The sequence below is a fragment of the Candidatus Hydrogenedentota bacterium genome (assembly GCA_035416745.1).
In the GTDB taxonomy this organism is placed as follows: Bacteria; Hydrogenedentota; Hydrogenedentia; order Hydrogenedentales; family SLHB01; genus UBA2224.
In genome coordinates this window covers 257189-276781 of the sequence record DAOLNV010000001.1, presented here as the reverse complement: position 1 = coordinate 276781, position 19593 = coordinate 257189, and the positions used below count along the sequence as shown (strand labels likewise).

The following is a 19593-nucleotide window of genomic DNA, read 5'->3' as shown; positions in this document are numbered from 1 at the left end:
CCGGAACAGAGCTTGATACCATCTCCTGCTCTGGCGTGCTGTTGACAGAGCCTTTCCTGAGGCCGAAGAGGTCTCATTCCAGAAGCGCCGGCGAGATGCCCGCGTCAGGCGCTTGCGGTCTCCTGGAACTATTCCAGCGTAATGTGTATTATCTAAAGGAGAGAAGGTGATTTATCCCGGGTGCTCACAGAGTCGAGTCATCCGAATCGTATAATTGATTTCCGCGCACAACGAGAGGCTATTCCTGCAACCACGGCTTGGGGCCGTCATAGGCATCCAGGGCGCGTTTTCTTTTTCTTATCCTTAAGCGCATGAGTACGAGCGCGCCCCGGAAAACACACCCGTTTCCGCATGAACAAAAGAGCCGGAACAGCGTCCTGTACTCCGAGATGTGAAAGACGATGCTGACACATTTGCCAAATACTGACCATTCCGAAGTGAAGAAGACAGAGATTCCCCGGCGTTCCACACAGAGTTTTCTGGTGACGCGCTGGGTGTTTCTGCGTTGTATCGCTGCGCTGTATCTTGTGACTTTTCTGTCGCTGTTGTGGCAGATTCCGGGGTTGCTTGGTGAAAACGGGATCTCGCCGGCTCAAGAGAATCTGGAACTGGCGCGCTTATCGTTGGGCGCGGAACGGTATCTGGCGTTTCCGACTCTCTTCTGGCTGAACAGCAGCGACGCGTTCCTGTACGTGCTGTGCGGCGCCGGGGTGGCAGGTTCGTGCCTGCTGTTTCTGGGCGTTTCACCCATCGTGCTGGTTCCCTTCCTTTGGATTGTGCACCTGTCCCTTTTCACCGTGGGCGAGGAGTTGTTGGAGTTCCAGTGGGACGCGTTGCTTCTCGAAGTCGGATTCCTGGCGCTCTTCTTGGCGCCGCGGGGGCTGTATCCCGGGTTCGCCCGGAACGACCCGCCCTCAAGACCGGTGCTATGGCTCTACCGGCTGCTGTTGTTCCGGCTGGTCTTCATAGCGGGAATGGTGCGGCTGCATTACGTGCTCCTCGAGGGCGTGACAGCGTTCGAGGTGCCTTTCGTGAGCCAGCCCGTGCCGACGCTGCTGGGCTGGTACGCCAACGGTACGCCAGCGGCGTTTCGCATCGGCCTGGGTGCGGTGCTGCTCGCAAGCCAGCTTCTGGCGCCGTTTCTGCTGTTCATGCCCCGGCGGATCCGTGTAGGGGCGTGCGCCGCGCTGATACTCCAGCAGGTAGCGCTTATGGCGATTGGCTTATACCTGATGACGGGACTTCTCACGATAGCGGTTTGCATCACCCTCCTCGACGACGCGTTCTGGAGGGGGCTTGTGCGGGGGGCGGCCCAGTGGATCCGCCGGAAAGGCGACGTGCCCGCTTCGAGAACCTCGCCTCTGCGCAGTTTCGCCGTGGGCATGGCGGCGGTACCCATCCTGATTCTGTCGGCGATTCAGCTGGTAACCCCGCTGGTCTCACCGGACGGCTGGCCCGAACGCGCGGATACGGTTGTGGCGCTCTTTGAGCCGTTCCATATTATCAACACCTACGAGACCTTCGCCCTGGCGCCCGAGCAGCGGCCCGAGATCATTATCGAGGGCAGCATGGACGGGCAGACATGGAAACCGTACGAGTTCCGCGCCAAGACCGGCGACCTGCAGAAAGCGCCTCTGTGGTTACAGCCGGGGCTTTCGCGGCTGGATACGCGCATGCGTCTCGCCGCCATGACAGAGGTGTCGGCGAATCCCTGGATTGTGGCGCTCATGTCGCGGCTGCTCGAGGGGTCTCCGGAAGTCCTCACCCTGCTGGGCGATAACCCGTTCCCGCTGGCGCCGCCGCGGCACATTCGCGCCGTCCGCTACGTCTACACGTTCAACAACGCCGAGACAGCCTTCCGGGAAGGCAGGTGGTGGCACCGCGAGGCCGTGGGCCTGTACGCGCCGCAGATGTCGCGGCCGGTGTATTTCGAGATGGCGGAATGCGCGCCAGCCTCGGTGCTGATTCCTCATCCGGCGTCGAGTTCCTGAACAGGGACGTTCCAGCCTTCGAGCCTGACGATTGGCGCGCTGCCTCCGAGTTCACTCTCGTTGAGCACCGCCTTCACGGTGCGCTCCGTGCCCGGAAGCATGCTGACGAGGTTCTCGTCCCAGTAGCACGGCGCCGCTTCCTCGCCGCCGGGGCCCTTGTGCACGGAGAGCCGGATTGCGAACGCGAGCGCTTTCGAGGGATTGCGCAGAGCTACATCGATGACTCGCTCCCCGTCTTTCGTGCTGCTGCTTGCCTTGGTTTCCAGCGCCACGCGCGGAAGTTTGCGCAGTCCGGTCATATCGGCCCACGAATCCCGGCTCATGGAGAAACGTTCATGTTCGCCGTGACTGAGTTTGCTGGGGGTTTCGGGCACGGTCGACAGCCAATACAGGTTGTCGGTGACCATCCGGCCCGAATCATCCCGCAGTTCCAGATACACGAAATGGGTTTTGCTCAGACCTTCCGGCCACGCGATGGTGAACGCCTCTGTTTTGCCGTCGGTTATCACATCAACGACCGCTTCGCGCTCCAATTTGACGGTCATGTCGAGATTGAGCACGCGCGCCGTCACCTTCAGGCCCCGGAAATCCTTGTACAGGCTGTTTACGACGCACACCGAATCGTCATCATAGGAATACTGGACGTGCAGCTCCTCGCAGGCCTTCTTGGCGCCGTAGTAGGCGCCGGAGGGGATGAGGTACCAGTCCACGTACTGCCACGTCATCACGGCTGGCCATGCGGCGTCGTATTTCCAGGTGGTGATGCCCTTCGCGCTGTACTTGTTGCGCGCATAGGCTTCATACATGCCGCGGGCGCTCTCGTAGTTCATGACCTGCCCGATGCGGCAGAATTCCTGAATGCCGCCGGGTTTACCATAACGTTTTTCCATGGCCGTGACGGCTGCGTCAAAGTATTCGCCGCTCTGAATAACGGTGTGAAACGAGAGTGCCTCGGTCCACAAGGGCCATTGCTGATCGGCGGGAATCATGCGGTTGACGCTCTCGTAGGGGGCGATGACGCCGCCGATGCCTCCGGACTGCGCAAACCCCCACGCACCGTCTTCTTTGCCGCGGTAATAGTGCTCGGGCCCGGCGTAGGTCCACAGCTCGCGGGTGCCGGTCCGTGTGCCGCCGGTCTGGAACCGGTCCTCGATGTCGAATGCGCCGGAGTGCGGCTGGTACGTTCGGCCGGGAGTATACCTGTCGATGATGCCGCGGTACGCTTCGTCGAGGTTGCGCGTCGGGAACGTCTCATCGTGGCCCAGAAAGTGCACCAGGCTCGGGTGATTGCGAATGCGGAGGATGGTGTCGCGGACGCAATCGACGGCGAGTTGTTCATCGGGGATGCTTCTGCCGAAGAGCTGTTGGGTGACCATGACGCCGTACCGGTCGCACATGGTGTAGAACTCGTCCGTTTCGCGAATCGAGAAGCCTTCAGAACGCAGCATATTGAGGTTGGCTTCTTTGGCGTACCTGACCAGGGCCTCGTAACGGCGGTTGTCGAAGCGCAGGAGCATGTCGCAGGTCATCCAGGCGCCGCCGCGAATCAGTACGCGCCGTCCATTGATCATGTATCCGCGCCACCCCTCTTCATCGATATAGGTCGTGGCTTCGCGTATGCCGAACGACACTGCGGTTTCGTCGGAGATCTGGCCGTCGACCTCAAGGGTGAGCGTCAGTTGATACATCTCTTGGGGGCCAAGCGGATTCGGCCACCACACGCGGGGATTCTCGACGACGAGTTCCTGGAATTCGACGGGCGAGAACAACACGTCCGCAGTTTCCTCTTTTTCAAGCCGAATCGTGCGTGAGAAGGTCCGGGACTCGATGGCGCCGCGGATTGTCGCCGAAACCGGTGCGCCGCACGTGTTCACGACTTGGGCGGAAACAGACAATCGCGCACGGTCGAGTGCGGGCACGTCAAGATCGGTGTCCACGTAAGGATGTTTGATGCGGGCGGGGCCGCTCACGGTGAGATAGACGTCCTCCCAGATGCCCATATTCAGGTCCGGTGGCTGGGGATTGTGGTCGTCCCATCCCGTGGTGGCCTGAACCTGCTTCGTGCGGTATTGCTGGTCCGGCAGAAGTCCCGGGGGGATGATCTCGACGGCCAGGCAGTTCACGCCGCCGCGTTTGATAACGCCGTCGACATTGAACTCGAACCGGCGAAACATGCCTTTGACCGCGTCCTGGCCGGCGATCTGGGTTCCGTTCAACCACACATTGGCCTGGTAATTAATGCCGTCGAAGTGAAGGGTATAATGCCGGCTGGCTTCGGCCTCGGGCACGTCAAACTCGGTACGGTACCACCAATGGGGCCTGAAAGGACTGTCGTCGGGCATGCGGAGCCAGCGTCCCTCCTGGTATCCCGGTATCGACTTCAGGTTCAGACCGTAGTAGGGGTCCGGGTAGACGCCATCAGCTACGAGAGCCGCAAGGACCGTCGTGGGAACATTGGCGGGATACCAATTTCCTACATCGAGCCCCGGGGAAGCTATCGTGGCGGCATCCTGGCCGGCCTTGACTGAGGATTGAATCCGCCAGTTGCCGTTCAGACTGAGAATCTCGGCCCCTGTGCCAAACGCCATGGTCATCATGAGGATTGTAATTCCGATGTTTCGCTTATTCATCGCTTCGTTCCTCTGTGTCTTCGGAAGAACTCAACACCTGGCGCACAGCGATCCCGATAGCATCGCCGCGAAGATGTTGGGCCACCAACGTCCCGTCGGGTCCAATCAACAAGATAGCAGGAATTGCATCGATTCCCCACGTCAGCGAGAGGTCCAACCCGGGCGCTTCACTGGCGAAAACCTGCGGCCAGCGGATATTTTCGCGCTCCAGATAGTCCGTGAGCCGCTCCTTCTCCGCATCGAGGCTGATGCCCAGCATGGCGAAGCGCGGGTCTCCCCCGAATTCCTCGAAGACCTTCTTGAGATACGGAGTCTCGCCCTGGCAAGGGCCGCACCACGTCGCCCACACATCGACGAGCAGGAACCTCCCTTCGTACTGCTTCAGAGATACGGGGGCGCCATCGAGCAGATGGGCATCGATATCGGGCACCGGCTCTCCGATAGTGAGAGCGGCTTTCGCCGGCGGGACCATTTCGCCTAGATCCACCGGCTCGGCAGCGCCCCCTTCTTGTCGTACAGGGACCTCGAAAGCAAGCCTCAGCTGGTCGAAGGCAGTCTCTCCCTCCTCCTCGGAAGAGGCCTTTGGCATGGCTACGGAGGCCACGTAGCTGCCGGGCGGAACATCGGGAAAACAGAACGTGCCATCTGCCGATACGGGCGTGCGCGCCTGGAATACCGGCCCTTCCTGCCCCGCACACGACGTGCGTTGTTGAATGGTGCACATAATGATCTGGGGCGGTGTAGCGATGGTCTCTTCGGGTAGTGGCACGGTCCCCCTGACGGCCTGGCCGGTACCGCCTATACTCACGTCAGCGGGCGTTTCCGCCTGCAGGATAAGCGTCTCGGTAGGCCATTGAAACGCTGAACCGTCGGGCATGGCAACCTCGAATACCGCCTGGCATTCCACGCACGGAACACCGTCAAGTTCGAAGTTGCCGTGGTCATCGGTCTTGCCCTGATATTCGAAGAATGGCATTGGAACGCCCGTTTTTTTGAAGCAGAGCGCCATTCTGAATGCGCGATTATGCAGGACCTCCTCCCCGTACTGAACTTGGCCGCGAAGGGAAGACCAGGGCATTATCGTGACATCTCTACCGGCTGCCCAGTCCTCATTGGAAAGAAGGGCGGCGCCATTGCCGCAGACTGCGGCGATACAGAAAGGCGGAAGTTCAGGGGAAAGCTCGAATTCGCCGTCCGCGCCCGTTTCCGCGTAGAAGCCGAGGAATTCGCTTGCCACACGCCCGTTACGCAGGTAGAGCCCGTCGGAAGGAGTGCAGAGGTGCACGAAAGCGCCCTGAACGGGCTTGCCCCCTGCGTCAACAACGCGCCCATTCAAGGGCGCGGCCGGCTCAAGCTCGGCCGTGAGTTCGAATTCGTCGCGCTCGGAGGGAATCTCCGCCGATATCCACGGAGCATGCCCGGGCGCCGTGATCTTCACGAAGTTGGCGTTCGTGTCGTCCCGTGGCAACGTAAAGCTGAACGCGCCGCCGACGCATTGGATGCGCCGCGAAGATAACCACAGAACCGTCTCCGCCTTCGGATATCGGATTCCGGGGGTGGCCTCGAATGCCGCGATGGGCGCGCCACTGCCTTCCTCGAGTACCTGACCGCGAACCCGGACGGCGGAGCCGATTCGGATCGTATAGGTTTCATCCTTCACATGAGGGATCGTGAGGGTGCTGGGTTGGGCGCCCGCCGCTTCCACCACAAGGCTGATTCCCTCGTTCGGCGCGTCTTCCCAGAGGACTTCGCCGGACCCGTTGGCAAAGGCCTGCCAGTCCAGGAGTCCTTCGAGACCGCGCCACGAATCGACGGTGACCCACGCCCCCGGCAACGGCTCGCCTGCCGCGTCTACCACCCGGATTCGTAACGGCGTTCCAGGCTGGGTGACGAACGTCCGCGACGGTTGTTGCATGGCCACTGCGGCATGTTCCAGGAGCGGCGCCCACCCCGGCGCGCGCACGAGAATCGTGCTGTTTCCGGGCGGGCATCCGGTTACTCGGAAGCGCCCCCACGCGTCGGTAGTGGCCAGGCGCGCGGAGCGCCACAACGCGTCGGTCAGCCAGACCGCAACAGTGGCGCCGCCAACCGGTTTGCCGTCGGGGTCTACCACGCCGCCGTAAACGATACCGCGCTCTTCGAGCACCAGGCGGTCGCTGAGGTCCCGCAAAGGTTCGAGCGCGCGTCCCCCCTGGCCGTACCGGAAGACCTGCTGCAAAGACAGCTCTAGAACTTCGACCTGCAGTTGGACCGCAGTCAACTCGGAAGGCACGATCCCGCACGTCCATTTGCCGTCGGGGCCGGCGCGCTCGGTGTGGTCGCGTATGAGCACCTGATTGCCGGCACTTTCGGCCATGGGCACGGTAATGTGCACGAGCGCGTTGGGGATGGGCTCTTCCCGGGCATTGAGGATGGTGCCCCCAATCACGGCGCCGGGTTCGAGTAAGACGGTGTGCTTGTCAGGAATGGGCCGCGACCCCACCCGCCATTCCACAACAACGGGCACATGGGCATCCGCGTTCAACGTCAACGCCACCAGCGAGCGGGGCCCGCCTTCAGGCAGAGGGATCTCGCACATGCCCCGCTCATCGGTCACATAATACGTCAGCGTGGTGTCGACGGTAGCCGCCACCTTCGCGCCCGCCACAGGCGCTCGCGTGGTCTGGTCGAGACACGTGAGCGCCAGAGATTCCGCAACGCTTGCGGCCGCGGCGCAGATGACCGCCACGCCAAGAATGCAACCCGCCATCCACGGTCGCGGTACAATCCGTTTGGCTTTCATGCCAGCCGCCCCCCACGTGATTCTTCTACCACCAGCTACAGTCTAACGCAATCCCGTTATGATTTTCCGCAGAACTTCTTTATCGATGGAACAATGGGATGAGCGCCGGTATATACTGTCCTGCGGTATGGATGAACATGACGCCAACCCCCGGATCCGATCAATGCGCGGCCCCGCCATGATCATAGCCCTCGGGGGACCTTCCTGTTCTGGGAAGTCCACCCTGGTGCGTGCCCTGGAGGCTCATTGGGGCCCGGACAGGGTATCGATGCTTCCCATCGACACATATTACCGGGATCATTCGCATTTGCCTATGGAAGAGCGCGTGAAATGCAACTTCGACGCGCCCGACGCGATCGACTGGTCCCTGCTGGCGGCCCATCTTGCCCGCATAGTTGCGGGAACGGCTATCAAACGGCCTAGCTACGACTTTGCCACCCACGCCCGGACGCGAGAGGTCGTTTCGCTCGAATCCCGGCCTATCCTGATTGTTGAAGGGATCTTCGCGTTGTGGTTCGAGGGTATCCGCAGCCTTGCCACTGTGGGCGTCTACGTTGATCTATCTTCCGAGGACTGCTTGCGCCGGCGCATCGTTCGGGACCGGGTGGAACGTGGCCGCAGCGAGCCGCAGATTCGCGAGCAGTTCGAACGTTTTGTCCAACCGATGGCCGAACGGTACGTCTTTCCAACAAAAGCCTTTGCTGACTTGGTCGTGCAGGGCGATGACCCCGTCCAACAGTCGGTGAGGCGCGTGGTTGCCTTCCTGGGCAAGAGGCGGACAAGCGGATAGACGGAGAGCATCATGCATGGAACCATATAGGCCCGGCTACATGGCCTTGCACGAGAAGGGCGAGCTCGCGAGACGCGTCAAGGCCGCCCGCGCGCTGTTGAGGAATTGCGCCGTTTGCCCGCATGCGTGCCATGTCAACCGGACTGCCGGAGAGACCGGCCGGTGCAATACCGGCGCAAAGGCCCGTGTGTGCAGCGCAAACGCGCATTTCGGGGAAGAATCCCCCCTTGTGGGGACATATGGTTCGGGCACGATTTTCTTCTCGTGGTGCAATCTGAAGTGTCTTTTCTGCCAGAACGCCGAACTCAGCGCCTACGGGATGGGCCGCGATCTCGGGGCGAATGACCTCGCACGGCTCATGCTCGACCTTCAGGCTCTGCGATGCCACAACATCAATTTGGTTTCGCCGTCGCATGTCGTACCGCAGATCCTCGAAGCGCTTCCTATCGCGGCAGAACAAGGCCTCCGATTGCCGCTCGTGTACAACTCGGGCGGCTACGACAGCGTCCCGACCCTGAAACTGCTTGACGGCGTTTTCGACATCTACATGCCCGATATGAAATACGCGGACGCAGCCACGGCGGAGCGCCTGTCAGGAATCAGCGAATATCCGAGCATCAATCGGGCGGCCGTGCGCGAGATGCACCGACAGGTGGGCGATTTGACGATGGATTCCCGCGGCGTCGCGTACCGGGGCTTGCTTGTCAGGCATCTCGTGCTCCCGGAAAACCTGGCAGGAACACAGGCCATAATGGAGTTTCTTGCAAGAGACCTCTCTCCCAACACCTACGTCAATGTGATGGCCCAGTATCATCCCTGCCACCATGCGAACGATATGCCCCCCCTGACGCGCCGCATCACAAGCGTGGAATATGAAAATGCGGTCGAAATAGCGAGGAAAGCCGGCTTGCATCGCTTCGCGCGGTGAATCCACTCTTCCCGACATTCAGGATTCGGCCGCGCCGGTTACGCGGTCATTTCCGAAGCACGGTCACCTTGCACACGGCCAGTTCCTGCGCTCCGCCCCGAACGGCGAGACGAAAATCGCCGCCATTGCTGCGGTTGCCGAACCGGCACTTGTCGATCTCGAACACTGCCGTCTGCCACACGCCTGTTTGCCCGAGTGTCTTCGAGCCGCCGTCCCTGAACGACCCGCTCACAGGCCCGCTCTCGGGGTCGGTACTGTCGTACTCGAGGGCAAAGGCTTCGCACCCCGTGTCCCAATACGTGACCTCGACGAGAGCCGCTCCGCCGTTCAGGGTTAGGGAAAAACCGTCATCGACGTCAAAGTAAAGGTAGCGGGAGTTGGGCGTCTCCGGGTTCTCCTGTGAAACAACTGCTTTCCGCCCGCCGGCCTCATTCTCGCGCCATACCCCGTCCCCGTCGCTGAGCCGAATAGATATGCCATTGGCGACGCCCTGCTCCCAAGCCACCGATCCGGCCTCGACGAACGGGCCCACGGGCTTCAGAAGCTGCTTTGCGCGCCACATGTCCGAAAAGACCTTGGTGAGCATGATGTACAGCCGTCCGTACTCCCGCGATGCGGCGACATCGGTGCCTTCGTGCCATTCGTTCCAGGTCTCCACGTGAACCATCCAAGGCCGCGATTCGACCGACATCCGAAGCAGACGCAGCCAGTGATTGGCGTACCGCCAGCCGAATTCGCGGTCCACGACCCGGGGGTCTCGACCCGCAACGGCGCTGTGATCGTAGCCCGGCCCCAATCCCGCCACGTGCTCATCGAGCATGAGTTCAATGGCCCCGCCCCATTGATACTGGGCATCCGCCTCGCCTTGCCAGTCGCGCATCTTGACAATAAAAGGGTTACAGCCGAAATCCTGCCGGAACCAGGCGCGCACGTCCTGAAACTCCTCGGGTGTCTGAGCCTTGGCGAAGGAGCCCGCGTAGAGAAAGATAATCGGCTTCCCGTCCACCCGCGCCCACATTTCGGGAGGTATCAAGCTGAAAAAGTCGCGAATGGCGGTGTAAAACCACCGCCTGCCGAAATCGGTGGCGAGATCGGCATGGTACGGCTCGCCCGAACTGCCGTAGGCGTTGTGGCTCAGAATACTGGTGTCAAAAAACATCCCGATGAAGGGCGGCCTCTTACCTTCGGTCTCCAACGCGCGATGAGCCTCGACCAGCGGGCCGAGCCCCGCGAAACTCCACCCTTCATACTGGCCCGGAACGCCCCAGAAGACCGGCATCAGAAAATCGATGCCGGCATCGATCATGTCTTCCATCTGGGTGCGGTGCCAGGATGCGTGCCGGTAGCTCAGGTCCGTCATGTCCGACGGGTGAGTGGTCAACGCGTCCGAACCATCGCCATCGATGATGTGCGCGCCCGATTCGATGTCGTACCAGTAAAAATACGAGGTCCCGACAACGGGCGCTCCGAATGTAAACGAAGCCGAGCCGGCGTGAACCGGCGCATCGAGGCCAACATGCGGTCCCGGAGCTTTGTCAGGCAACGGGGGAAATTGGCCCTGGGCCGCAACGGCAATTGCCGCACCGAGCGTCACGAAGAGGAAGACGGTGCGCATGGGATGCATCGTGTCGATCACTCCTTGTGTCGCTGGCCTTAGGAGGATGGAAAGCCGCACGCCCTTCAAACAACTGTGTGGCTCATACTATAGGTATTCGAGGGCGTACGCAAAACACCTCGTGCAGAGTCAGGAGCTAGATAGGCTGAGCCCCGTGTTACCCATATGATCGAATAACCCCGCTGCGCGAAGCAGCGGGGTTATCGCATCCCCTACACACACTTAGTGAAAGGGAATCACCCTCCCCCGAACACCAATGCATCGCTGGGCTCCGCGGATACAAGGCCCGCGTTGTCCTCAGCCTGCAAGAAGAAGAAGTAGGCATCTTCACCCGTTATCTCAAACGTGAACGAACCATCCGGAGTCGTGCTCGTCTGGCCTGTATCCTGCCACGCGCCGGCGTAACCCTTCTTGAACCACAGACGCACTTCTTTCAGGCCGCTGGAGGCATCGTTGGCGCCGCTGTAATTCACTACGACCGGCGTCTGGGTCGTGTACTGCGGCGAGGTCATATTGCCGGGATAAGGCGGCGTGGTGTCGTAAATCGTCTGCGTGTCCCCATCGCCATAGGGCGGCTCAGGGGTAAGGCCGCCATCATTGTTCTCCGCCGTGGTGGCAAAGTGGTAGGTTCCGTCACCCGAAACCGGAGAGAACTCGAACTGCCCCGATTCACCGGGAGACGTCAGACCCGTGTTGACCCACTCGCCGTCAGAACCGTACTTGCACCACAGCCGCACGGACTTAATGCCAATCTCGGCAGCCACAGCCCCGGAATACGTAACGATGATCGGCGCCGACGTTGCATACTGAGGCGAAGCAGCTGTTCCGGGACTGAATTGCGCGCTGTAAACCGTATTGGCGCCCCCGTCGCCGGAAGGAACAGGCGTCAGGTTGCCCGCATTGTCATCGGCCTGCACCGCAAAGTAATAGGTATCGTTGCCGGTCATGCCGTTGAAAGAGAACGAACCCGACTCTCCGGCCGAGGACAAGCCGGAGTTCTGCCATGTGCCAGCGCCCTTCCGGAACCACAGATACACCGCCTTCAGTCCGCTTCCGGCATCCTGGACGCCGCTGTACACCACGGAGATCGGAGGGGCGTTCTCAGTGCCCGGGGCGCTCACCGTTCCCAGAGCCGGCGCAACCGTATCGAAGACGGTTGCTGTCTGCCCGGCGCCACCCGGCACGGGCGAAATGTTCCCTGCGGTGTCTTCCACCCGCAGCGCGTATTCGTAGGTCCCATTCTGGCTGGCGCCGGGGCTGAACGCACCCGATGCCGCGACCAGGCTGAGACCCGAGTCCGTCCAGCTCCCACCATCCTTACGGAACCAGAGATAGACTTTCTTGAGACCGCTTCCGGCGCCGTCTGAAATACCGCCAAACTCGACCGGAATCGGCGTTGTCTTTGTATATTGCGGGGAATTCATTGACCCGACAACCGGCGGGGTCTTGTCGAAAAGGCACGGCGTCCCGGCGCCGGAAGGAACGGCGGAGAAGTTCCCGGCATTGTCCTCGGCGCGCAGGGCGAACGCATACGAACCGTCCCCAGCGGCGGGGGTGTAGGCGAAGCTCCCCGCTGACTGGGCGTTGGTCATGCCGGTGCTGAGCCACGAGCCGCCGTTAATCTTGGTCCAAAGAACGACTTGTTTGAGACCGCTCCCGCCTTCATCCGCAACGCCAAGGTAGCTGATGGTGATAGGAGAGGCTGCAGTCACGCTGGGAACGCTCAATGAGCCGGTCGTAGGAGCAACAGTGTCCGTCTCCGGCTCGGGAGGGGTGGTATTGTCAAAGACAGTGCTTGCCTGTCCGTTGTCGGAGGGAAGCGCAGAAATGTTGCCCACATTGTCCTTGGCGCGCGTGCTGAAATAGAACGTTTCGGCGCCCGATACCGTCACAGGGTAGCTGAAAGAGCCTGAAGCGCCGCTCCCCTTGAGCCCGGTGGCGCCCCACGTGCCTACCGAAGCCTTCTTGACCCACAACTCGACTTCCTTTAAGCCGCTGCCGCCCGATTCATCGGCAGCGCCCGTATACGTGACTGGGATAGGGCTGGCTGTTGCGGATGCAGGCGCGCTCACAACACCCGGATCGGGGGCCGTAGTGTCTGCAGGCGCCCCGCCCGTGTAGTAGGTCTTTGTCGAACCGGGCCCCACCGGCGCCAACGATGCGTTGCCCTGCGTGTCAACCGCCTGGGTCGCGAAATAGTACGTGCCAACGCCTTGAGTCGCCGGGAACGAGAACGACCCCGAAGCGCCAGAAGTGCGCAGTCCCGTATCAGCCCACGGACCATCGTTCAGCCGCGCCCACAGGCGCACTTCGCTCAACGCGCCGCCGCTGGTCGCCTGGGCACGCTCGTAGATAACCGGAATCGGACTGTCCACATCGGTCTCCGGCGACTTCGCCCACCCCGGCACCGGCCAGTTGGTGTTGGTGTATATCTGCGTCGCCTGGTCGTTGCCGGTCAGGGAGCGCCACTGGGAAAGGGTGTAGTACGTGACCGGACTTGTCTCGCGGGCAAAAGCGGCAAGACTTGCATCCGCAAAATAGAGAAGATTATCACAAGAGGTAAGGCAAGCATAGTTCTCAGCAGCATCAGGCACCATCAGGAAACAAAGGTCTGTGTCGCTCGTTTTGAAGAGGTTTCTGGATATTGCAATGTCCTCATGAGCGTTTCGATACGGGTACGCAGGCCCACTGTAAGCCCGGAGGTATAGCATAGGCGCTCTTAACCCAGGCGAGAGTGTACCCCTATACTCGAATGTGTTGTCGACGATCTGGACATCATAGAGGGGACGCCGTTCTTGCATTTCCCCGATATAGAACTTCTTTTCCTGCGTCGGGTCTGGGGTCGTGAAAACATTCTTACGAATCAGGACGTGTTCCCACGCGGCAAGCCGCATAAAAACCTCCGAGTCTGTAACCACGTTGTTCTCAAACACGAGCCATTCGCCGAATCTGTCTTCGGTGGGGACATTCGGCGTGAAACCGACAAGAGTGTAGTTATATCTGTCTCCATTAATCGAAAGTGCGACATTTCCGTCATAGTCCGCACGTTTCCTTGGATCCATCCACCCGAGGAAGTCATTATTGGAAACCCATACATTTGATGCCATGTAATTCAGACCGGCACCACTAATGCGGAGCGCACAGCGGCCAAACGCGGCACGCTCAAAAGTGTTGCCATCAATCACGCCCACCCGAACGTTTTCCGCGTAAGCCAAGTGGTTCTGCGAGTAGTCAAAATGATTGTTCAGAAGGGCTACGCGCGAAGAGATGCAATAGAAATGCACGATTCGGGAGTCATAGGTCGTACAATCGACGACGAAGATGCCGGACCCTTCGCCAGTGCCCTCATAGCCAGCTGTCAATATCCAGCCTTGGTAGAAGTTCTTCAGATCAACGCGCAGCCAGAGCAAGGTCGCAACGCCGGAGCCCTTGTTCCAGAAGATTGACCTCTCTTGCCCCTCCGCTGTGCAGTTGAACTCCAAGTCAACGAACGAGATGAACCGCGCGCCAACACCGGCAGACGTGAACAGCGAGCCGCCTCCAGCACCAACTGTTTGTATTATTGGTTTGTGCCCCGTGCCATAGGCGCCGAACATAAAGCCGCCGTCTCCGGTCGCCCAATGGCTCCAAGTGACAACATTCGCCTCCAAATCGAAGGTCTGCCCCCGCTTGAACAAAATCCGATCTCCCTGGCCATAGAACCCACTGCACATCTGTCTAAACGCATGTGTCGCGGTCTTCCAAGGCCCCGCGCCGCCGCCGGCCACCGTTTGCGACTTGCCGTCATAGGTGTCATTGCCGATGGCGGAATCCACATAGTAGGTCTTGCCATCTCGTTCGAGTACCGTGATCTCAATCGTATCCGTATCGGTATCCGGCGTCTCGCCGACAGCCGCCTTGCGCGTGACCTTCAGCGTCACGGTGTAGGTGCCTGGCGTTTCGTACACATGAGCTGCGTTGAATCCGGAAAAATGAGCACTTCCATCACCAAAGTCCCAGTCGTAAGATGCGATCTCTTCTCGTGGCTCGGACTTCCATCCCTCGAAGAAGACGGGATGAGGCGCATAGTAGCGTGTCAGTGCGGCAGGATATGGGGCTCTTGTTTCTAACCAACTTGGCGCATTGACCTCAATGACGGCTGAAAGGGCACTTGCGTCAGTAGAAAGGGCCAATACACATGCAAACGCACTGACAGCAGTGAATAGCGACTTTGGCATGGTTTTCATCCTCTACTAAATCTAACCTGTTTCGCAGACTGATGCGGAGCAGACCATCTGTCTTGGGCACTCAGTAGAACACGCCCCGTAAGGTATAGCAAGCTGCATACCAAACTGGGCATACATGAAACAACCCCAGTAAATCCCATCCTGACAGCGGCAGAAAGACCCCATGGGTCCACGGCTCATTTGGGGATTCCGGCCAGTATCTCGAGCTTGACTGCCAGTTATTCGTCAACCTGACATACCGTCGCCAATTATCAGCATCCTTCAAGCTTCCTGAGTTCGATTGTTTCCCTTTCTTTCGATCCCAGTATTTTGACCGCCTTACGAGGCCAGTGCCAACTCTGCGAACATCTGAGCAGTGAGCGGAGAACTTCCCACACTCGGGTAAGAAGACCGGGGATCACTGCATTAGTCCTGCTACCCTCGCACGCCCAGGGAAGCAAGCGATGATCCTCTGGAGATGGCGAGGAAATCGTGCGCTTTGGGGAAAACCGTACCGTCGTTCGACTCATCGACTTCGATGTACCGCAAACGGAGCATTGTCATCGGGATCGCGAAGAAGCGGTAACCGAGAACCGCGAGTTTCTTGACCGCGGACCGTTCCCTGAAAGGCCCTTCGTGAGGCTCCGATTCAAAAAGGATCGCGTCTACCGACGAAGTTTCCAGGAAAGAGGTCATGCCCTCCAACAACACGGATTCGTGTCCTTCCACATCCACCTTCATGAGGCGGACCTTGTCGATGCCAAGTTGTTGGAGATACTGGGATGCTTGTTTCAGGCTGATTGTGACCGTGAATTGCGACTTATCCAGGCGGCGAGATAGAGAACCCAATGTTGTCTTTCCGTACGGCACGGCTAGCTCACCTTGTTCCGTCGTGTTAGAGAGTGCCACGTTGTGCAAGTAAACATTCTCCAAATTGTTTCGTACCACCGATTGCTTGAACCTCGCGATGAGTTCGGGCTGGGGTTCGAAGGCATGTATTCGGCCATCAGTGTTCAGGAGGTCGCAGACACTGAGGGAAACCAGCCCGCAGTGTGCCCCAATGTCTAGAAAGACATCTCCCGACCTCAATAAACTCCGGCAGACTCTCGTAATTTTCGCATCCCAGTCCCTCGTTAGGAGAACGCAGCGTCCCAAATCTTCTGCGGGGTCCACCAAAATGGCCATGCCATTGCTAAGCCGGACCCATGTCGGAGCGGACATGTCTTTCGTCAACCACACGCAGAAACGTGTTCTCGACACGTATCCTCGGCCGGTAAGAAAAGGATATAGAGACATTCCCGCAGAGATGGCACGCACCATGAAACGCTTCATTTTCGTGACCCCACAATCTTGACTCTCTCCGCCATGACACGCATTGTAAGCTGTCTGTATTGCCTTCCCCCAAAGGCCGTATACCCGCAGTCTGAGTAGCTAGCGCGGTCCCTGGGGAACCTGGTCAAAGGCGAAATTGGGTTTGTCCGCTCGAATGCGGAGTACCCATTCATACACATGCCCGACCTGAGCCGCCTTTCGCTCCCAGGTGAAGAGGGCCATCACCCTATTCCTTGCGCGTTGTCCCATCTCGCCAATTTGCGCGGATCGTCGGCAGACTGTTTGCAGCACTTCACGAAAGCCCTTAATGATCTCTTCACGTTTGCCCATGGGAACTTTGTAACCCACGTCTGAGGTCACCAGTTCTCGTGGGCCCGCATAGTCAACGACAATTGGCACCAAGCCGAGCGCCATGGCCTCAAGCACGACGCCTCCGCCAAATTCGCGTACGCTTGGAAAACCGAAGACGTGGCACTGCACAAGATGCGTCTGCAGTTCCTCGTGCTGGATCCACCCGCGCAGCCGCACGCCGTTTGCGACGTCGAGGCGCGTCACCATTTCGCGCAGGCGCGGCATTTCGGGACCGTCTCCCATGACGTCCAGCGTGATTTTCCCATCTTTGATGAGCTGTGCAGCCGCTTCGATAAGCATGTCGGCACCTTTGTAGGGCACGAGCCTGCCCACAAAAGCCACGCGTATGGGGGTATCGGTAGGAGGCTCCACCTGCCGCGAGAAACACTCCGGCCAAATGGCGTTCTCGGGAAGGTAGACACACTTTTCATGATAGTTCTGGGGCATCTGCTCCAATGTGTCCTGGGAGCCGACAAGAATCGCCGAGGCGTACCGGCGCGTTGACCGGTAGCCGGGCAGCAGCTTGTAGGCCCCGCGCACATAGGAAAGCCATTCGCGCTCCTTGCGGCGCACGGCATCGAACTCTTTAGGCCACGGGGCCCCCCCGTTAATCGGTCCCCATACGAATGGGACTGCAGCCTTGGCGCACTTTTTCGCTATGAGACTTGGCAATGTGGGGCTCAGTGGCGTTATGCGATGGACGATGTCGAATTCTTTCTCGCGAATCCGCGTCGAAAAGGCTTTCCAGACCAAGTGCTCGAAGTAGCAGTAGCTGGGAAACTGCAACGCAGTACCTGTTGTGAAACCAACTCCCGCTCCGCGCCGAATCAGATTTGAAAGCTTGTGAAGCGGGCGCGCAACCAGTTCGGAGTCGATGGCTGTAAAATCACGTCCCTCTTCCAATCCGGCAGCACGGATCGCGTCCCTGTTCCTCACTTGCGTGACGAGATGTACGTCAAAGAGAGAGCGCAGGGCTTTCGCGAGCGACCACCCTACGAGCGGAACGCTCACCCACTCCGGGTTTGCTGCTTCAGCTATCAAAAGTACTTTGATCTGTCGCATTCATTCCGCCCCTATAAGAGTACCCCTTAAACGGTTCCGGCATTGGGCAGGCAATGATCAAGACGTGTAGGAACCGTCGATCAGATTATGTTCGTGCTGATCGGATAGATTCAAGTGTGCTCAGCGTTTGTTGCGCCGCCGGGATGCCTGGCCGCGTATTTCAACGGTCTTGTGGGCACCCGGACCTCTTGAGCGCGTGGCACACCAACTCTCCGAAACCCAGCCAGTCCCCCGGCGACCACAAGGTAAATCGGATTGAACATAGCATTTGGAATGCAGTCGAGCATCCATAAGCAAAGGATTAGTGCTCCGATAGCAGCTGGGGCTATCGCGGGAAACATCCAGTTCTTTCCGGAGATTCGATAGGGAAGAAACAAAGCAGGCCCCAAGACTGTGCCGAGGAAGGCTGTGAGGCCGAGCGCCCCACGGGTGCCGAATACGATTATCCAGTAACCGTCCGTGATGCTTGTATCGCGACCTTCTTCATCCACTATGCGGCTATCGCCCCAGCCGCCCCATCCAAGTAATAGGTGTTCTCTCGCCCGTTCCGCAAGAGCGGTTTCGTTCACAATTCGAAGGCCTAATGAATCGGCTCTTTCCTGGCCCACGGTGGCCGAAGCCACATCGACCAGTTCCGTGCCCGACCACAAGCCGCTGCCGCGAATGATAATATACATAATTGTGGCACAGGCAAGCATTATCACAGGCAAGCTGGTTCTCAGGTATTTCACCGCTAGTAACGAGATCAATCCAACAAATACAAGTAGAAGGGCCCCCGTTGATTTGCACAGGACCGTGGTTGCCGCAAGCGCGGCCACGGACACCCAAAGAGGCAACCCGAGGAAATCTTCCTTCGCTCTGGAAATCCAAAGCCCAAACCCGCTCAATGCGGTAAATCCCATAAACAAGGAAAGCATCAAACCGGTTCTCATGAAGACCGTGGGCCGGAAACCCCCGAGGCGGAACCTTGTGACGAACGGTGATTGCTGAAATCCATAAACCCAATAATGGAGGTTGGGACTGAAGCGAATCTCGAAAAGACAAAACGGTGCATAAACCATCCCAGCAATGAAAATTGCCAGAATCAGTTCGTTCATGCTTCGGAAATCTGTGAAATAAAGTCTGCCGATCAGGTAAGGAAACATCCAGATAGTCATCTCGCTCGCAACGGAAGAAAACCCGTCGTATGCTCCCAGACCATTTGAAAGCGACGAAAAAAACGGGACTACGCATGACATGACCGGGAATAGGTCGAGCCAATGAAACCTGAAACGCGTAATTCGCCCCGTATCGAATATCAAGGTGGCGAGAAAAATCCCGATACAAACGGCGCTCGTCTTGTTGTACTCGGGAAAGAACTTGATTTCATACCCGCCGCAGGGAAGAAACATCCACCCCCCTAAAAAGCCGAGCAGGGCCGCGCGCCGGGGAGGCAGCAGTGCGAAAAGCAACAACACGAGTGGGATCCAGCCAAACAGGGCAATCCCAACCAACGCATTCCCGCCGTGGGTAGCCTGCATAAAAGGCTAGGCTCCTCTATATTGCGCATTGCGTGAACGATCGACAGCCTGCCGCAACGCATCCGCAAATCTCAGGGTAGCATCATGCCAACTATAGCGCTCAGCGGCTTCACGCGCCATACGTGGCATTTCGCGCCATTCTTCTTCCGACAACCCTGTTACGTGAAGAATGGCATCGGCCATCGCGACGACATTGTCATACTCAACGAGCACGGCGCCGCCAAACCCCAGAAGCTCGGGCGCGGCGCCCGCGGGAGTTCCGATAACAGGTATGCGGCATGCCATTGCTTCCAGAATGAGCAAGCCGAACCACTCTGTCCGGCTGGGAAAAAGCCCCGAATCACATGAGTCGTAAATGTGCTTGAGGTCTTCCTGTCGCGGGGTTTG

At 59.1% G+C, this 19593-nt stretch carries 11 protein-coding genes; 4 read left to right on the top strand and 7 right to left on the bottom strand.

The window, feature by feature from the left end; genetic code table 11:
• The first annotated feature begins 437 nt into the window (after positions 1–437).
• The gene (locus PLJ71_01105) at positions 438–1991 is read left to right on the top strand and encodes a lipase maturation factor family protein (GenBank protein HQM47249.1); all 1554 of its coding nucleotides are present in this window, start codon (positions 438–440) and stop codon (positions 1989–1991) included.
• Here PLJ71_01105 and PLJ71_01100 read toward each other — a convergent pair.
• Together PLJ71_01100 and PLJ71_01095 are read right to left on the bottom strand one after the other, a co-directional pair.
• The gene (locus tag PLJ71_01100; protein ID HQM47248.1) at positions 1970–4621 is read right to left on the bottom strand and encodes a hypothetical protein; all 2652 of its coding nucleotides are present in this window, start codon (positions 4619–4621) and stop codon (positions 1970–1972) included. The genes PLJ71_01105 and PLJ71_01100 overlap by 22 nt on opposite strands.
• Entirely contained in the window at positions 4614–7403 is a 2790-nt protein-coding gene (locus PLJ71_01095; protein ID HQM47247.1) for a carboxypeptidase regulatory-like domain-containing protein, read from the bottom strand. Before PLJ71_01095 ends, PLJ71_01100 begins: the two co-directional genes overlap by 8 nt.
• A gap of 178 nt (positions 7404–7581) precedes the next feature.
• Here PLJ71_01095 and udk point away from each other — a divergent pair, with 178 nt between their 5' ends.
• Positions 7582–8193, top strand: coding sequence for a uridine kinase (gene udk / locus PLJ71_01090; GenBank protein ID HQM47246.1), 612 nt, complete (start codon positions 7582–7584; stop codon positions 8191–8193).
• Positions 8194–8209: 16 nt separating this feature from the next.
• Positions 8210–9121 (top strand): radical SAM protein, encoded by a 912-nt coding sequence (locus PLJ71_01085; protein HQM47245.1) that lies wholly within the window; start codon positions 8210–8212, stop codon positions 9119–9121.
• Positions 9122–9167: 46 nt separating this feature from the next.
• Here the strand turns inward: PLJ71_01085 and PLJ71_01080 are convergent, their stop codons facing one another.
• From PLJ71_01080 to PLJ71_01060, 5 genes are all read right to left on the bottom strand, one after another.
• Positions 9168–10745, bottom strand: a complete 1578-nt coding sequence (locus PLJ71_01080) for a DUF5010 domain-containing protein (GenBank protein HQM47244.1) — start codon at positions 10743–10745, stop codon at positions 9168–9170.
• Positions 10746–10972: 227 nt separating this feature from the next.
• On the bottom strand, positions 10973–14953 hold the full coding sequence (locus PLJ71_01075) for a PKD domain-containing protein (GenBank protein ID HQM47243.1): 3981 nt from the start codon (positions 14951–14953) through the stop codon (positions 10973–10975).
• A 423-nt stretch (positions 14954–15376) separates the two neighbouring features.
• On the bottom strand, positions 15377–16126 hold the full coding sequence (locus PLJ71_01070) for an FkbM family methyltransferase (GenBank protein HQM47242.1): 750 nt from the start codon (positions 16124–16126) through the stop codon (positions 15377–15379).
• Positions 16127–16372: 246 nt separating this feature from the next.
• Positions 16373–17686, bottom strand: coding sequence for a glycosyltransferase family 4 protein (locus PLJ71_01065; GenBank protein HQM47241.1), 1314 nt, complete (start codon positions 17684–17686; stop codon positions 16373–16375).
• 110 nt (positions 17687–17796) lie between these two features.
• Positions 17797–19206: an O-antigen ligase domain-containing protein gene (locus PLJ71_01060; GenBank protein HQM47240.1), complete on the bottom strand. Its 1410-nt coding sequence runs from the start codon at positions 19204–19206 to the stop codon at positions 17797–17799.
• A gap of 84 nt (positions 19207–19290) precedes the next feature.
• On the opposite strand from PLJ71_01060, the gene PLJ71_01055 reads away from it, so the two are divergent.
• Positions 19291–19554, top strand: coding sequence for a hypothetical protein (locus tag PLJ71_01055; protein HQM47239.1), 264 nt, complete (start codon positions 19291–19293; stop codon positions 19552–19554).
• Positions 19555–19593 lie beyond the last annotated feature (39 nt).

Excerpts from the sequence above, each read along its gene's own strand:
- PLJ71_01100 (HQM47248.1), bottom strand. The coding sequence starts at position 4,621 with ATGAATAAGCGAAACATCGGAATTACAATCCTCATGATGACCATGGCG.
- PLJ71_01095 (HQM47247.1), bottom strand. The coding sequence starts at position 7,403 with ATGAAAGCCAAACGGATTGTACCGCGACCGTGGATGGCGGGTTGCATT.
- udk (HQM47246.1), top strand. The coding sequence starts at position 7,582 with ATGATCATAGCCCTCGGGGGACCTTCCTGTTCTGGGAAGTCCACCCTG.
- PLJ71_01085 (HQM47245.1), top strand. The coding sequence starts at position 8,210 with ATGGAACCATATAGGCCCGGCTACATGGCCTTGCACGAGAAGGGCGAG.
- PLJ71_01080 (HQM47244.1), bottom strand. The coding sequence starts at position 10,745 with ATGCATCCCATGCGCACCGTCTTCCTCTTCGTGACGCTCGGTGCGGCA.
- PLJ71_01075 (HQM47243.1), bottom strand. The coding sequence starts at position 14,953 with ATGCCAAAGTCGCTATTCACTGCTGTCAGTGCGTTTGCATGTGTATTG.
- PLJ71_01070 (HQM47242.1), bottom strand. The coding sequence starts at position 16,126 with ATGGCCATTTTGGTGGACCCCGCAGAAGATTTGGGACGCTGCGTTCTC.
- PLJ71_01065 (HQM47241.1), bottom strand. The coding sequence starts at position 17,686 with ATGCGACAGATCAAAGTACTTTTGATAGCTGAAGCAGCAAACCCGGAG.
- PLJ71_01060 (HQM47240.1), bottom strand. The coding sequence starts at position 19,206 with ATGCAGGCTACCCACGGCGGGAATGCGTTGGTTGGGATTGCCCTGTTT.
- PLJ71_01055 (HQM47239.1), top strand. The coding sequence starts at position 19,291 with ATGCCAACTATAGCGCTCAGCGGCTTCACGCGCCATACGTGGCATTTC.